The following is a 16,226-nucleotide window of genomic DNA, read 5'->3' on the forward strand; positions in this document are numbered from 1 at the left end:
AAATTGTTCTATTCTTATTTTGCACGCCCGTAAGGTTTGGAAGTTAGCATGATTAAATTACGTGGTATTAGTCTACATAGAGGCATAAAAGTCTTATGTGAGAATGCCAATTTAGAAATTTTTGCCGGTCAGAAAGTGGCGATCATTGGGCCTAATGGCTGTGGTAAATCTAGCATGTTTGCCATGTTCAATGGCGACCTAAGCCCCGACGTGGGCGAATTTTCAATTACCAAACACTGGAAAACAGTGTCTATATCCCAGTATATCGATAATACCGATAGAACAACCCTTGACTACGTGATTGATGGCGATGTTGAGTTACGCGCGGTAGAGCAAGCATTAGTTGAAGCTGAGAAAAGTGACAATGGGAATGAGATTGCTAATCTGCATACTAAATTAAATGAATTAGGTGCTTATGATGTGCGCGCAAGAGCAGCTACAATTTTAGCTGGTTTGAGCTTCAGTGAGGCTGATTTACGACGCAAAGTTGCAGATTTTTCGGGTGGTTGGCAAATGCGATTGAATTTAGCGCGAGCCTTATTGTGTCCGTCTGACTTATTACTGTTGGACGAACCTACCAACCACCTTGATTTAGACGCCGTGCTCTGGCTGCAAGATTATTTACAAAGCTACAAAGGCACTTTGTTGCTCATTTCCCATGACCAAGCGTTTATTGATGCCTGTGCCAACATTATTGTTAGCTTCGAAAATAAAACTTTGTTTTCCTACACAGGGAATTTTTCAAGCTTTCAAAAACAGCGAGCTGAACGCTTGTTGTTAGCCCAAAAGCAATACGAAAAACAAGAACAGAAAAAAGCCCATTTAAATGACTTTATTCGTCGATTTAAAGCCAAAGCAAGCAAAGCAAAACAAGCTCAAAGTCGTGTAAAACAGCTTGAAAAAATGGAAGATTTACTGCCTATACATCAAGCGAGTGGTTTTTCATTTGAGTTTAGGCAACCCGATAAGCTACCAAACCCTTTAGTTCACATGGAAGAAATCAAAATTGGCTACGGTGAGAAAGTTATTTTGTCGCAGGTGCAATTTAATTTAGTCCCAGGTAGTCGTATTGGTTTACTGGGCCGAAATGGTGCAGGGAAATCTACCTTTATTAAACTGTTGGCTGAGGAGCTAAAACCCCTTGATGGGATTTATACAACATCCTCGGGTTTACAAATTGGTTATTTTGCTCAGCATCAAGTGAGCGCATTAAATCTACAAAACTCTGCTTTTGACCATCTATTGGCCCTAGACAGGAGCTTGAGCGATCAGCAAATAAGAGATTATTTAGGTGGTTTTGGCTTTCATGGTGACGAGGCATTAAAGAAAGTGGAGCCTATGTCTGGTGGCGAAAAAGCGCGCTTGGTGTTAGCACTAGTTGTTTATACAAAACCGAATTTGCTATTGCTCGATGAGCCCACCAACCACCTCGACATGCAGATGCGTGAAGCCATAGCATATGCGCTTCAGTCATTTGAAGGCGCTATGATTATTGTATCGCACGACCGTTTTTTATTAGAGGCTGTATGCGATGATTTTTACTTAGTTGATGCAGGTATTGTAGCGGCGTTTAAAGGCGATTTGAATGACTATCAAAAGTGGATGCTAAGTAGCAAAAAAGACCTTATTGCAGAACAAAATGAGCTTCAAAATGGCCAGCCAAAGACTTCAGAGTCAAACATCGATAAAAAAGTAAAAAAGAGGCTAGAAGCTGAATTTAGACAAAAAACTAAAGGTTTTAGGGACATTATCAAAAAAAGCGAAAAAAAACTGACGCAATTACATGCAAGCTTAAAAAATATCGAAGAAAGTATGCTAGATACCAGTTTATATGAGGAAGCCAATAAAGCGCGGCTTACCGCTATCATTAGTGAACAAGCAGAAGCAAAATCTGAGCTTGAAGACCTTGAGATGGTGTGGCTAGACGCACAAGAATCACTTGAAGCTGCAGAGCAACAGTTTGACGACGAATTATCGAAGGCTAAATAATGGTACAAAACAAAGCGCTCGGTAATTTCAATATACAAGACTTTTGGCGATTTTCGCTTAGACATTACTTATGTAAAGAGCAAGTGATTACAAGCGACGCAATCAAAATTCCTTTATATGAGGAAAAACATGGCGAAAACCAAACTACAATCAACAAAGATATTTTACTGAATTTACAAGACAATTATACCTACAACGTAAACCTTATTTTGGCCGCTATATTTTCGGCTTTACAAGGTAAAGTATTAAATTATCAAGAGCTTGATCTTGTGAAGAAAAGCCTAGCACCCTTAGACTCGGCAACGCAAATATTGCGCCAAAAACGAAGAAATATTTCAGAAAATCAGCGCTTTGATTGTGACATAAAAGAAAACGAAGAATATAAACAAGCACTTCAAAAAGAAATTGAAAGTGAAAAAGAGCAACAAGTTTTTCTCATGCAAAAGCTCCAGCAAATATACCAAAATACGCCGCAAGATCGAGCTTTACCTTTGAATCTAAGTCGACCTTTAAACAGGGCTTCAATGGAAGTAAGTTTGCTAGATAGTTTATGTAGTATTTATACTCATTCTGCGGCGGTAAATAGTCAAACAAGCCATCAAAATAAACAAGGCTATAATGAATTACTGTCGGTACTTATTGAACGAGTAATCAGTCATGAACAAAAATATTTGATGTACGCCTATTTGCATAAAGCCACTCAAAAAAATACAAACAATGACCTTTAAAACGCAGTTTGGAAGCATTATACAATCGAACTTCAAGCCTGCGGTTTTATTCAGGCACCCTCACGTGCAAACGATTTTCCCTAAGTATACAATCAAAACTGTGAAATTATCGTTAGTGAGAGAACGAATTACCACACCGGATAACGATTTTATAGATGTTGATTGGATGTTACCTGGTTCTCCTAAGGCAATGGTTGTGCTTTTTCATGGTTTAGAAGGCTCCTCAAATTCACATTATATTCAACATTTGTTGGCAGAATTAAAAAAAAGAGAAATTGCCGCCGTGGTCATGCACTTTCGCGGATGCAGTGGAGAGACCAACCTTACCACTAGAGCCTATCATTCAGGTGCTACTTTTGATCCCCTATTCTTTTTGCCCCTAGTAAAGCAACGTTATCCAGCACTTAAGCTTTTTGCGGTGGGTTTTTCGTTGGGTGGTAACATGCTCATGAAGCTATTAGCGAGCGCCGAATATAAAGCTCAAGCAGACATTGTTGAGGGGAGTGTTTGCGTATCCGCACCACTCAATTTGAGCGCTTCAGCAAAAGCCATCAATGATGGATTTTCTAAGGTGTATCAAGCCCATTTAATGAAGAGTATGAAGCGTAATTTGCTTGAAAAAATAAATAAGGTTGATTTTTCAGGCGCGCTCTCAGTAGATGCAAGCGACATTACCAAGATGCAAACCTTCCGCGAGTTTGATCAACATATCACTGCGCCATTGCATGGATTTAAGGGGGCTGATGACTATTATACTTGCTGCAGCGCTATTTATGATTTACCTGAAATTACAACACCGACGCTTATTATTCATGCTGCAGATGACCCCTTTATGAATGAAAATGTTATTCCGGACAAAAAGCTAATTTCACAAAATATCGCTTACGAACTGAGCGAGCACGGCGGTCATGTTGGATTTATGAATAATGTGTTTGGACCTAACAAACTATATTTACCTCAACGAGTAAGTGATTTTGTTGAGGAGCAGTTATGTTGATCCCATACACATCAATTGATCCAGAGGTGTTAACCAATCTTATTGAAAGCGTGGTCCTACGAGAAGGAACCGATTATGGTGATGAAGAACTCTCACTCGATGAAAAAGTCGCTTTAGTGCGGTTACAATTAGAAAGCGGTGAAGCACTAATTGAGTATTCAGAAGTACACCAGTCAGTTAATATTATTTCAGTTTAATTTCTTGTATACCTTGCCAAGGTATATCGCTACTCGCTCAGATTACTCTTCGTGATCTCGAAGGTGAGTATGTCTAAAAATAAAGCAGTTTAAAATGGTGAAAATTGGCAAGTTTGATTGGTAATAACTAATTTTCCTTTATTGGTAATAACACTTATTGGGATATTGGTAATATAAATGTAAATGATTGGTTGATCTATTGGTTATGTTTGCGTATATTTACGAAAACAAGTAATTAACATAAACCTAACAAGCGATTCGCAATTGTCTGCTCGCAACTACAACGGAGAACTAGATATTATGTCGTTGATATCAGGGAAATACACAAGATCATCTATTCAGGAAGGGCGATTTACGCTTAGTCCTGTTGCAAAATGGGTCAAAGTTGCGGTTTTCGCATCAGTCGCCAGCTCATTATCGTTCGCTACTTCTGCGCAAGAAACACAGTCTCAAGATGAAAATAACGCAGAACAAGACACTACAGAAATTATTGATGTAGTCGGCACACGTAAAACAATCCAAGATCAAATTGCAATAAAACGTGAAGCTACAACCGTAGTTGACGGCTTATCAGCAGAAGATATTGGTGATTTACCGGCTTTATCGATTGGTGAAGCTCTAGAATCAATCACTGGCGCGGCGTCTCACCGTGAAAATGGCGGTGCGACTGAAATCACCATTCGTGGTTTAGGCCCTTTCTTGAGTGCAACTCATATTAATGGTCGTGAAGCGACAAATGGTAGTGGTGACCGCTCTGTTAACTTTTCCCAATTTCCATCAGAGTTAATGAAAAAGGTTGCGATTTATAAAACACAAGACGCCTCAATGATTGAAGGTGGTGTAGCAGGTCTTATTACATTAGAAACGCTTAAGCCTCTAGATTACGGAAAGCAGCGTTTTCAAAGTGAAATAAAATTAAACTATAATCCAGATCAGAAAAACGTAGAAAACTCCTTGCAAGGTGATTTAGGTTATCGAGGCACTATTAGTTATGTTGACCAATTCGAATTTGACGGTGGTCAAGAACTAGGCATCAGCTTTGGTTTACAACGACAAGATATTTCTCAGCCTGAAGCAGAGGTTCGTAGTTCAAGTCCAACGGGTTCTTCTTTGTGGGCATGTTTAAATGATCCAACCAACACTAACACAGGATTTTTCAGAGGTAGTGATGGTGATTGTGAAGACCAACTAGTCGGTGGCAACAATCAGGGCTATGAAACAGAGATCGATCCAGCAACAGGGCGTGCTGTCGATGCTGGAACGCCATACGCGTGGACAGGTTCAAGTCGTAGTTTCCGTCAAAATGAAACATCTGACGAACGTGATGCTCTCTTCTTAGGACTGCAATTTCGTCCATCTGATGCGTGGGATATAAACTTTGATGCACAAATTTCAGATCGGACACAGGCCGAAGCTCGACACGATTTACTCTTTTTGCAAAAGCGTGTCACCCCAGGTATTACGGGTGAAAGCTTAGTTACAAACGATGTCGGCGGTATTTTACAATGGGCTGGTTTTGAACGTATAGAATCGGCTGGTGAACAATACTCACGTGAAGAAAACTATCGTGGCTATGGGTTAAATATAGAGCATTTTGCCACCGACAGACTGACTGTCAGTGCTGATTTCGCTTATTCACAAACCAAACGTGAAGAGCTTCAGATTTCAAACCGTGGTCGTACAGGCTTCCGTCCTTACTTTTCATGGAGAATGGGTGAAAACATTCCTCATTACACCATCACTGATTTTGACGTGAATGATATTTCTAACTTTACTTCAGACCTTCGAACTCGTTTGGATCGAGAAAACGTGCGTGACAGCGAAATAGTATCAACACGAATAGATGCTGAATACCTTTTAGAAGGAGATACCTTCAGTAGTGTTCAAGCCGGTGTGCGTTTTTCTGAATTAACTTACGTGCAATTTGGTGGCACCAACGGGAATGGTTCTAGAAATCAATTTACTTTAGACGAAGGTGTCACTTCTGCCATTGACGTTCTTCAAGGGTGTCAAATTGCATTCCCAGAAACAAACTTTTTATCAAGTGTTTCTGACGGCGACATCCTCACACAAGTAGATAGTGACGGACAAGTGGTTAGCAGTGGTTCTTCATGGGCTACATACGACAATGTATGTTTTTCACAAGCTGTTGTGGCCTCACAAGGTGCCGAATTTGGCTATCCTGAAGTCGAATACGAGAATGCAGGAACAGTCGACGTTACCGAAGAAACGACCGCAGCTTATGCAATGGTAAGCTTTGATACCGAAATGTTTGATAAGTTTATTCGAGGTAATGTAGGTGTTCGTGTTGTTAATACTGAAGTAACCTCCATTGGCTTTAGACAAGGCTTCGATGTGGTGACTGACGAGCTTGGAGCTTTGTCACTTGTGACGAATGATTCAATTGAGCGCATTGTGGGTGGCGGTGATTACACTGAAGTATTACCAAGCTTTAACTTAGTGGTTGATTACAGTGACGATATATTACTTCGTGCTGGTATTTATAGAGGCATGTCACGTGTCGATCCATCAGATTTGGGCTTTAGTCGTACTTTCCAAACCGATGATGAAGTTGCGCCTGTATCGATTAGTGATTTATTGGTTGGCGTAAATGGTTCTGGTAATCCAGATACACAGCCGCTTATGTCTTGGAACTATGATGTAGCGTTTGAGTGGTATCCAAATGAAGACTCAATAGTTGCATTTGGTTTGTACTACAAACAATTTAATGGTGGATTCCAACAACGAACAGTACTAGAAAACTTTAATGTCGAAGGTGTTGACGTAAGTTTACCTATTACTAACTCGGTCACAACAGACGAAGAAAGTGACCTATTAGGTCTAGAAGTGTCATTAGCCTATCGTTGGGACAACGGTATTGGTGTGAAAGTGGGTTATAACTTTGCTGATACTGACTTTGAATTTGAAGACAGTAACTATGGTGATACTTTTGTCACTGATTTGGATGGCGTAACCACTCAATTAACTGAGGGTATTGTACCTCCAGGTGCAGTTCCTGGTTTCTCAGAGCATGTATTTAGTGGCCAAGTGTATTACCAAGTGGGTGATTTCGATACTGCACTTATTTATAAATATCGTAGCGAATACTTGCAACCCTACACAAGTAACGGAACGAGATTACGTTTTGTTAATGATGTTGGTGTGTGGGAAGCGCGAGCGTCTTACAAAATCAATAAAAACATCCGTGTGAAGGTTTCTGCAATTAACTTATTCAGTGAGCCTCGTTCTGATGATTTCTATGTTCTTGGCAACTTTGGTCAACTTAGCGACTACGGTCCTAGGTTGTTCGCAGGTGTGAGCTTTAAGTACTAAGACGCATAGTAATTACACAATTTTTATATTTACCTAACTGAAACGGTAAATAAGAAACGTTTAGCAGAAAAACTTTCAGGAGTAGAAAGCATGTTTAAAAAATCACTGATACTTGTCGTTATTGGCTCAGCCCTAGCAGGTTGTGGCAGCGATGACGCTGAGCTAGATGATAATAAGCGCGGGAGAATTGACATTATTGGTAGCGACTTTATCGCGGGTACTACCTTGTCGACCACCCTTACCGACGGAGACGGTATAGACCAAAATACAGTTAAAATAGCTTGGTCAACAGGCGCCACTGGCCCAAATTATACGATTACAGAAGCCGACGAAGGCTCGGTTATTTCGGTTTCGGCACAATATACTGATAACAAGGGTTTTAATGAAGGAGTAGGGGCATCGACAACTATCGTGCTTCCTACTTTAGATGTAACCGCTAATATCGTAAAAGGCCCAGTAAGTGGCGCAAGTTGTGACATTTATGCGGTTGATGACAGCGGTGCAGCGGTGCAACCTGCTCAAGCTACAGGTGTTACTAGTGATACAGGTAGTGTTACCTTTGCAGACATTAATTTTGAGGGAACAGGCCTTATATCTTGTACCGGCGGAACCTACGTCGACGAATCTACAGGTGATACTCTCGACGCGCCAGGCTTAAGATCGGTTGTTGACGTTGTTGAGGGTGATGCTGAAAACCCTGCTCCTAGCTATGTCGTTTCTCCCTTGACTGAAATGGCGGTGCAAGCGGCTGGTGCTGACTTAAATACTTTTGCTGATGAAGCTGAAACAATCAATCGTCGTTTTGGTATTCGTTTTGATACCACGCAAGTCGTACCAACAGCCGTTGGTGTGGTTGCACTTGGTGCAGATGGTGCAGAAGACGCAGACAGATACGGTTCTGTTTTGGCGCTATTGTCTCAGTTTGATGCTGATAATGCTGATGCCGATATGGCTACTGTTTTAGCTGACATAGTGGCTGATCTCGACGATGACGGTGTGTTTTCAACGGCTAATTTAGATGCATTTGAAATGGCACAAACTAACTTGCAGACAACGTCTAATGTGGCTGATGATGTGGACCAAGATATTTTGGATAATGTTGGTTCAGCTGTGGGTTATAACAACACGCCTGTGGCAGCCATTATCGAAGGTGACCTTGGTGGTACAATCCAAAATACTTTAACTGATCCTTTAACAGGCTCTGTTACGGTAGATGACCCAAACTTCGAAGAAGACGCCATAGTAGCACAGACTGATGTTGTCCTTGATTATGGTACTTTTAGTATTACCGCTGGTGGTGATTGGAGTTACACTGTTGATACAACAAACGAAACTGTTGCTAACCTTGACGTGGGCAACTCTGTTACTGATACCGTGACTATTGCTTCAATAGACGGCACAACAGCTGAACTAGCGCTTCGTGTAGCGGCATTGACTCAAGTAGTTCAAATATCTGATATTGGTAACGACACAGGTGAAATTAGATTTAGTGTAGATGATTTACGCCAAGGTAAATTAAATGTGTCTTTCTCTAAGACAGATGCTCTGGGCAGCGATGGTAATCGTAAAGACGCCTATATTGCGCTTTACGGTTCATCAGGTAGTTCAGCAGAGTCTTTAGTTGATGTGCGTATCCAAGGTACTCAAACTGATGCCGAAGGCAATACTATAGACCCACGTTTCTTTGTGCGTAACACCGACAGTGACGCCTATCCTGGCGATATAGTTGTAGCGCCGTTTGTAGAAGAACAATTTTACGACGTCGAAATTGCGTGGGATTTGGATGCAACAAACCAAATTACTATTACCATTGACGGAGAAGTTATAGGTGGTGGAGCATTCTCAACTGCTGCAGTTGTTGATTCTGATTTCCAAAACTTAGACCAATGGTTTGCAGAAGGTGTTAAAACCATCCAGTTTAGATTTGGTGACAACGACAGAACCATACCGTTTGGTAATTATTTTGTTGATAATATTGAAGTGTTTTCTGATACTGCTGGCACAGTCAGCGTGTTTTCAGATGATTTTGAAAGCTACGATATAGGTACCCTAGAAGCTGCTTCAAGTCCTTATAGCCAAGTAGTTTATTCTGAAATTGTTGTATTTGATGTGGGTGATGGTGAGGAAGAGCCAATCCCAGCAGTATTCTTTGATTTGACTGCAACTATCGACAGTGACGAAGCAACGCCATTAACAGGCGCGGTTAGTGTAATCGATGCAAATGAAGGTGAAGCGTCTATTATAGAACAAACCACCACGGCAACTTTTGGTGACTTTACTATTTTACAAGATGGTTCATGGACCTACACTCTTGATACAAACAACGCTACTATTTCCGTATTAGAAAAAGGTCAGTTTGAGACGGATACAATTACGATTGAATCGTTTGACGGGACCACTGCTGAATTTGTCGTAACAATATTAGGTGTTATTGAATCAGCACCAAGTGGCGGCTTGGGTGTAGCAGGTAATAAATATGCAAACATTACTGACGTCGCGGGTACCAGCGCAGATGCAATGGATGACGCAGGTGGAACACAAATAACAGCGCTTATTAACGCAAATGATACCGGTGAACTACGCATAGACTTAGGTAGTGATAATACTATCGAAGTTGGGCGTATGACTTTCCAAATGTTCAAAGGTACTGAGGTGAATACTGGCGTTGATGGCTTCGTCTTAATTGGCGGTGTCGACACGGGTAGTAACGAAGCTTTGCTTGATTTACGCCTTGACCAATCGGGTAATCATTATGACATACGTAACGGTGAAACAGGTTTAAGTACTTATAACACTGACACTATTTATGACGTAGAGATATCGTGGGATGCGTCAGCGGCAACTACTGAAGTTGCTCCAACCATTGCTATAACTATCGATGGTGTACCGCTGTTCTCAGGTTCATCTGGCAGTACTAACTTAGAAGAAGCTCAAAACGGTGTTAGATATATTCAGTTTAGAGTTGCCGATAATGATGATATTACCAGAGCAGACTTTAGAATTGATGAATTGGTTGTGTATGAAACAGTTGATGGTACAGAGTCAGTTGCATTTGAAGATGATTTTGAAGCATATGCTACGGGCGATTCACTTGATTCAAACGTTAATGATGCCGGTGACCTTTCGATTGTGACACAAACGCCTTCACCATTAATTCCAAGTCAATATAACAATAATTCGTTCTCAGTAACTGTGGGTGAAGATGTTGGTTCTGGCGGTTTAGGTACGAGTGGTAACCAATTTGCAAATGTTACTGATGTAGCGGGAACTAGTTCAGACGCAATGGATGATGCTGGTGGCACACAGATAACAGCGCTAATCTCTGCCAATGATACTGGTGAAATGAGAATCGACTTAGGCAGTGATAACACTATCGAAGTAGGCCGCATGACCTTCTCAATGTTAAAAGGTACTGAAGTTAATACCGGCGTTGATGGATTTATCTTAATAGGCGGTGTCGATACGGGTAGTAACGAAGCCTTGCTAGATTTACGACTCGACCAATCAGGCGATCACTACGACATAAGAAACGGCGAAACAGGTCTTAGTACCTATAATACCGATACTATCTATGAAGTAGAGATATCTTGGGACGCATCTGCCGCAACCACTGAAGTTGCACCCACTATCGCTATCACGATTGATGGTGCTCCGTTATTCTCAGGTGCATCTGGTAGTACTAACTTAGAAGAAGCACAAAACGGTGTGAGATATATTCAATTTAGAGTTGCTGATAATGATGATATTACCAGAGCAGACTTTAGAATCGACGATTTAGTTGTATATGAAACGATAGATGGCACTGAATCGGTAGCATTTGAGGATGATTTTGAAGCATATACAGCGGGTGATTCGCTTGATCCAAATGCTGATGACGCAGGTGACTTTACAATCCCTGGCCAAACGCCATCTCCATTACTTCCTAGTGAATACAACAGTAATTCGTTCTCAGTTACTGTAGGCGTTGAGGACTAATATCTGATATTAGGAATAGTTGATAAAAATCCCCGCTATTAGCGGGGATTTTTTTTGGGAGCTTAAGCCTTAAAAGCTGACCAAGGGCCTTTAATGGCTAAGGTAGCTGTAGGGGAATATAGATTGACAAACAGCGTACTTCCATCGGGCGAAAAACACGCGCCAGCGGGTTCAGTTTGCCAGCGCACTTTAGCAAAGTCATAAATTTCACCACTAGGTGTAACGCCTTTTAGATTATTATTAACGGTATCAGAATATTGGTCTTCGCATACCAACAAATGGCCATTTGGAGCTATTGTGATGTTGTCACCATAGTTAAATGAGGCTTTATTCCCACTTTCTAAAAATAAGCTTAGGCGACCATGTTGTTGTTCAGATCCGCCTTTTTCAGATGCTTCGGGACGATAGCGCATTATCTGCCCAAGTTTTTGTTTACCGCCATTGGTACAACAAAAATACATTTCGCCATTTTCAAAATGTATCCCTTCTCCACGAGCAAATAAGGCAGCACCTTTTTCAAAACCTTGAATACGTAAATCATCTTTAGGGCTTTCTACATTTTCTAAATCTATCCAGGTACAAGCTAACTCTGTGTTAAGAGGCCATGAAGACTTTTCCCAATTACGGGTGTCGAACTGTTTAGTATTTTGAATAGCAAGCGCTTGCAGTTTACCGCCTTTGTTTAACTCGCCTTTATGATTTGGAATAAAACGGTAGAACAAACTATCATTTCTATCCTCAGTTAAATATACAATCCCTGTTTTAGGGTCGACGCAAGCGGCTTCATGATTAAATCTGCCCATTTCTTTGAGGGGAATAGCTTCAATTAAGCCGTTTGCTGATGAGGGTATTTCGAATATATATCCATGGTCTTTGCCAATATAATCAGACGCTTTCTCTACCGATTCTTCACAGGTGAGCCAAGACCCCCAAGGAGTTGTGCCGCCTGAACAATTTCGAATCGTGCCGATTAATGACATAAATTGTTTTTCAAGCTTGCCAGTTTTAACATTGTAAATTAGGTTACTGGTGCCACCTGGTAATGGGCGGCCATCAACAGTACTGTCAAAAGCATGTTTAGCTACTGAGGGCTTATTTATTAGGAGTGTATCATCGGCTAAAGCATCAGACTTAGGATTTTTGGGTAGTGATATCTCATGATTCCGTACTAGCACTACGGTGTCCTCATCGATTGGGATACATCCCATGCCATCTGCTCTATCTGGCACGGGTAAACCATCGTCCATCACATCATTTAGTTTTGAAATAACGGTATAGCTAAAACCAGCTGGCAGGTCTAGTATGCCTTTTGGGTCTGCTAATAGTGGTCCGTACGCGCGGTTGGGCCCCATTAGTAAATTAAGTGTTAAGAGGTCCTTAGCATGCAAATGTGTGGCTAGGCCACTTAATGCTAGCGTTAATAAGCCTTTGTTAAATTGTCGCCGGTTAAGCATATTGATACCTATATGTAAAAGTTGTTTTGTCGCATATCTAGTATATTTAACATTTAATTATGACAATTTGAGAACAGTTAAGATAAATATAACTTTTCAATAATTATATTAGGCGTGTAACTGGCGCTAAGGTCAATTAAGTAATTTGTAGGATTGTGTATCCCTAAAGTTGTCGTTATTATTTGTTCATATTCTACCGTTAATTAAGCGCTCAAATGTCGATATTAAAAACTGTCTTTTTGTTAATTACCTTTGTCTTAGTGGGTGTATGGTGCTCTTGTGTACATGCAAAGGATACGATTTATAGTGGAGACAAAATCCAAGGTACTCAAACTGTCTATCACCTCAATCCAGAGAGCTTAGCACCAGGATTACACCGGTTTTATCTACAGGCGGGTTGGCGCAATTCAGGCATGCCTATTTATGTTCCCGTTATAATTATAAAGGGTACGGCTAATGGCCCTAGATTAACCCTAACTGCGGCAGTTCATGGTGACGAACTTAATGGCATTGCTACAATCCATGAGTTAATCAAAGAGATAGATTATCAAGCTTTATCGGGTATTGTGGTCGCGGTACCTGGGCTAAATCAGCCCGCCTTGAACACTAATACAAGGCATTATGTCACATCAAATGGTTCAGGGAACAAAACTAATCTTAATCGTATTGCTCCTGGTGATATCTCTAAAGGTGGCGCTCAAGCATATATGGCCAGAATTTGGCAAGGCTTAATGATGGAGGATAGTGACCTTGCGGTAGATTTACATACACAGACTACAGGAACTGCTTACACTTATTACGCTTTTGCAGATGTTCGTAACAAAAAGGCCGAAAAAATTGCAATGCTTATGGGCCCCGATGTGATTAAAGAGGATGAAGGCGTAAATGGCACGCTAGAGACGACCTTTATGCAAAAAGGGATACCTGCGATTACATTAGAATTAGGCGAACCGCGGCGTTTTCAGGCGGATATGATTTATCGATCAGTTAAGGGTATCAAAAATGTTATGCGCGCTTGGAAGATGCTTGACGGTGAATATGAAAATTTATCATCTAAAACCTACGTTGGTAAAAATATAAGTAATATTTCTGCTGATATAGGGGGGATTGCATTTTTAAAGGTGGGTCTACTTGATAAGGTTGAAAAGGGTCAAATATTGGCAACTTTAAATGACCCTTTGGGCAGAGAAATTGCCAATTATAAAGCTCCATCTAACGGTATAGTTGTTGCAATTGCAACCTACCCACTAAGAGAAGAAGGGTCATTGCTAGTGAGATTACTTACTGAGATTAGACCATAAAGGTTTTGTCAATTGGGCACAATCATCGAAATTGTTTCTTTTGCAACAATGATGATTTAGGCATATCAATACAATGGCAAATAGCATCAGTTTGAATGCGTACTAAACGGCGCCAAAATATGCTATAACATAACAGATAACTTTGTTAGATAAAACGATTCTCGTTAGCGTAGATATAAGAGCAAATGCAAAATTTAGCCATTGATGTTAAAAATATTAGTTACTCCTATACCAAAAGCCAAAAATCTGCCATGAAAAGCAGTAACATTTTGGAGATAAAAGCGTGGCAAATCGAGCAAGGTGAACGAATATTCCTATACGGTGATTCGGGTTCTGGTAAAACAACATTGCTTAACTTACTTTGTGGCATATTGTTACCCAATGAAGGTGCTATCAATTTGCTCGGTGAGAATATCAGCGCGCTAAGCAATTCCAAACGAGATAGTTTTCGAGCTCAGAATATTGGGGTGGTTTTTCAAAGGCTTAATTTAATAAACTACCTAAGCGTTTTGAATAACATTCATCTGGCTACTTATTTTGCGAATCGTTTTTTGAATTCGTTTTCATCAAATGGAATTAACAACAAACAGTTTATAAATCGGGCCCGGACGCTAACTGATTCATTAGGCCTGCCAGATGACGTGTTAACTAGACATGTCAGTCAACTAAGTGTTGGGCAACAACAAAGGGTGGCCATCGCCAGAGCTCTGATTAATGCCCCCAAAATTTTATTAGTGGACGAACCCACGTCTGCCTTAGACGCATCTGCACGTGATGCATTTATGGATGTGTTGTTAGAAATGTGTAATCAACAAAACACAAGTTTAGTTTTTGTCAGTCATGATACTAGCTTAGGAAAGCATTTTGACCGCAAAGTAGATTTGATGTCTTTGAATGAAAAATTTAACGGCTCTGAAGCTATACATGCCAAAACTTCTGATACTAGCAGTTTCAAGGAGGCCAAATGAGAACGCTGGTATCGGTCGCATGGTCAAGCTTAAGAAGTCGCAAAAAAACCGTTGTTCTCACGTTTTTGTCTCTCTTAATTAGCATTATTGTATTATTGACCGTTGAACATATTCGTTTGCAAGCGAAAGAAAGTTTTAATAGAACAATATCAGGTGTTGACCTAATTGTAGGCGCCCCCAGTGGCCAATTAAACTTGCTTTTATACTCTGTATTTAGGATGGGCAGCCCAACCAATAATATCAAATATGAGAGCTTTCAAATGCTAAATGAAAGTGAACTCGTAGATTGGGCTATTCCTATTTCTTTAGGTGACTCGCATAAGGGTTTCCGTGTTATTGGGACCGACAGTCAATATTTTTCGTTTTATCGATTTGGAAATCAACAATCGCTCAGTTTTTCTGAAGGGCGTGCTTTCGAGGGTATGTTTGAAACCGTTTTGGGCGCAGATGTTGCCAAAGCTCTAGGTTATAAATTAGGTGATAAAATAGTAATCGCTCATGGTATTGGTTCAACGAGTTTTAAACATCATGATCACGCTCCTTTCGTAATTAGCGGTATTCTTAATCCTACAGGCACACCCATAGATAAATCTTTGCACCTAAGTCTGTCTGCTATTGAGGCCATTCATTTATCGCCATCAGAATTGCAACTTGTTATCGACAACCCTAAAAAGTATCGCCCTCAACCAGACACTGTCACCTCAGTGATGTTAGGTTTAAAAAGTAAGTTTTCTATATTTGGCTTACAAAGAAATATCAATAATTATCAGGATGATAGGTTAATGGCTGTGTTACCAGGCGTCGCGATGGCTGAATTATGGACTTTAATGTCAACCGTCGAAAATGTGCTGCGGGTGATATCTGTATTGGTTTTAATATCGTCGCTGTTTGGTTTGTCTACTATGTTATTGGCGTCGATGAATGAGCGGCGTTCCGAAATTGCGGTTTTCAGAGTTTTAGGAGCAGGGCCAACAACCATTCTTGTTTTAATCGTATTAGAGGCGCTGATATTGGTTGCACTGGCAATCGTGTTTTCCTTTGTTTTACTTTCTCTAGGTTTGTCCTTTTCAGCGGCATGGTTGGCTTCTGAGTTTGGCTTATTTTTAACCGCTGATGTCTTTTCTGCACCTTTGTTCACTATCACAGGATTCATTTTTATCGCCACATTGGTGGTATCTATCTATCCTGGAATCGAGGCCTACAGAAATGCCCTACATGCACAATTATCAAATAAATAAAATCGCTTCGTGGATTTTAAATTAGATTCTGCATATTTGAAATCGT

10 protein-coding genes are annotated in these 16,226 nt (G+C 40.6%); 9 read left to right on the top strand and 1 reads right to left on the bottom strand.

What is annotated here, in order from left to right; genetic code table 11:
* The first annotated feature begins 48 nt into the window (after window positions 1-48).
* From RM552_RS10025 to RM552_RS10050, 6 genes are all read left to right on the top strand, one after another.
* Window positions 49-1,989 (top strand): ATP-binding cassette domain-containing protein, encoded by a 1,941-nt coding sequence (locus tag RM552_RS10025; RefSeq protein ID WP_311368695.1) that lies wholly within the window; start codon window positions 49-51, stop codon window positions 1,987-1,989.
* Window positions 1,989-2,717, top strand: coding sequence for a DUF2390 domain-containing protein (locus RM552_RS10030; RefSeq protein WP_311368696.1), 729 nt, complete (start codon window positions 1,989-1,991; stop codon window positions 2,715-2,717). Before RM552_RS10025 ends, RM552_RS10030 begins: the two co-directional genes overlap by 1 nt.
* Window positions 2,707-3,714 carry a hydrolase gene (locus RM552_RS10035; protein WP_311368697.1) on the top strand — a complete coding sequence of 336 codons (1,008 nt, stop codon included), beginning with the start codon at window positions 2,707-2,709 and terminating at the stop codon, window positions 3,712-3,714. The genes RM552_RS10030 and RM552_RS10035 overlap by 11 nt, the downstream gene beginning before the upstream one ends.
* A complete protein-coding gene (locus RM552_RS10040; RefSeq protein ID WP_311368698.1) occupies window positions 3,708-3,911 on the top strand; it encodes a YheU family protein in 204 nt (67 codons plus the stop codon). Before RM552_RS10035 ends, RM552_RS10040 begins: the two co-directional genes overlap by 7 nt.
* Before the next feature lie 300 nt (window positions 3,912-4,211).
* Complete coding sequence (locus tag RM552_RS10045; RefSeq protein ID WP_311368699.1) at window positions 4,212-7,244, top strand: TonB-dependent receptor; 3,033 nt, start codon at window positions 4,212-4,214, stop codon at window positions 7,242-7,244.
* A 90-nt stretch (window positions 7,245-7,334) separates the two neighbouring features.
* On the top strand, window positions 7,335-11,219 hold the full coding sequence (locus RM552_RS10050; protein WP_311368700.1) for a VCBS domain-containing protein: 3,885 nt from the start codon (window positions 7,335-7,337) through the stop codon (window positions 11,217-11,219).
* A gap of 62 nt (window positions 11,220-11,281) precedes the next feature.
* On the opposite strand, the gene RM552_RS10055 is transcribed toward RM552_RS10050, so the two are convergent.
* Entirely contained in the window at window positions 11,282-12,673 is a 1,392-nt protein-coding gene (locus tag RM552_RS10055) for an alkaline phosphatase PhoX (protein ID WP_311368701.1), read from the bottom strand.
* Between the two features lie 215 nt (window positions 12,674-12,888).
* Between RM552_RS10055 and RM552_RS10060 the strand changes: the two genes are divergently transcribed.
* The 3 genes from RM552_RS10060 (at window position 12,889) to RM552_RS10070 (ending at window position 16,180) form a co-directional block, all read left to right on the top strand.
* Complete coding sequence (locus RM552_RS10060; protein ID WP_311368702.1) at window positions 12,889-13,974, top strand: succinylglutamate desuccinylase/aspartoacylase family protein; 1,086 nt, start codon at window positions 12,889-12,891, stop codon at window positions 13,972-13,974.
* Window positions 13,975-14,159: 185 nt separating this feature from the next.
* A complete protein-coding gene (locus tag RM552_RS10065; RefSeq protein WP_311368703.1) occupies window positions 14,160-14,942 on the top strand; it encodes an ATP-binding cassette domain-containing protein in 783 nt (260 codons plus the stop codon).
* Window positions 14,939-16,180: an ABC transporter permease gene (locus RM552_RS10070; protein ID WP_311368704.1), complete on the top strand. Its 1,242-nt coding sequence runs from the start codon at window positions 14,939-14,941 to the stop codon at window positions 16,178-16,180. Before RM552_RS10065 ends, RM552_RS10070 begins: the two co-directional genes overlap by 4 nt.
* The last annotated feature ends 46 nt before the right edge of the window (window positions 16,181-16,226 follow it).

This window comes from Glaciecola petra (assembly GCF_031846345.1).
Classification (GTDB): domain Bacteria; phylum Pseudomonadota; class Gammaproteobacteria; order Enterobacterales; family Alteromonadaceae; genus Glaciecola; species Glaciecola petra.

What these genes read in the sequence shown, in the direction of transcription:
- RM552_RS10035 (WP_311368697.1), top strand. Translation starts at nt 2,707, where the DNA reads ATGACCTTTAAAACGCAGTTTGGAAGCATTATACAATCGAACTTCAAG.
- RM552_RS10025 (WP_311368695.1), top strand. Translation starts at nt 49, where the DNA reads ATGATTAAATTACGTGGTATTAGTCTACATAGAGGCATAAAAGTCTTA.
- RM552_RS10065 (WP_311368703.1), top strand. Translation starts at nt 14,160, where the DNA reads ATGCAAAATTTAGCCATTGATGTTAAAAATATTAGTTACTCCTATACC.
- RM552_RS10045 (WP_311368699.1), top strand. Translation starts at nt 4,212, where the DNA reads ATGTCGTTGATATCAGGGAAATACACAAGATCATCTATTCAGGAAGGG.
- RM552_RS10030 (WP_311368696.1), top strand. Translation starts at nt 1,989, where the DNA reads ATGGTACAAAACAAAGCGCTCGGTAATTTCAATATACAAGACTTTTGG.
- RM552_RS10070 (WP_311368704.1), top strand. Translation starts at nt 14,939, where the DNA reads ATGAGAACGCTGGTATCGGTCGCATGGTCAAGCTTAAGAAGTCGCAAA.
- RM552_RS10040 (WP_311368698.1), top strand. Translation starts at nt 3,708, where the DNA reads ATGTTGATCCCATACACATCAATTGATCCAGAGGTGTTAACCAATCTT.
- RM552_RS10050 (WP_311368700.1), top strand. Translation starts at nt 7,335, where the DNA reads ATGTTTAAAAAATCACTGATACTTGTCGTTATTGGCTCAGCCCTAGCA.
- RM552_RS10055 (WP_311368701.1), bottom strand. Translation starts at nt 12,673, where the DNA reads ATGCTTAACCGGCGACAATTTAACAAAGGCTTATTAACGCTAGCATTA.
- RM552_RS10060 (WP_311368702.1), top strand. Translation starts at nt 12,889, where the DNA reads ATGTCGATATTAAAAACTGTCTTTTTGTTAATTACCTTTGTCTTAGTG.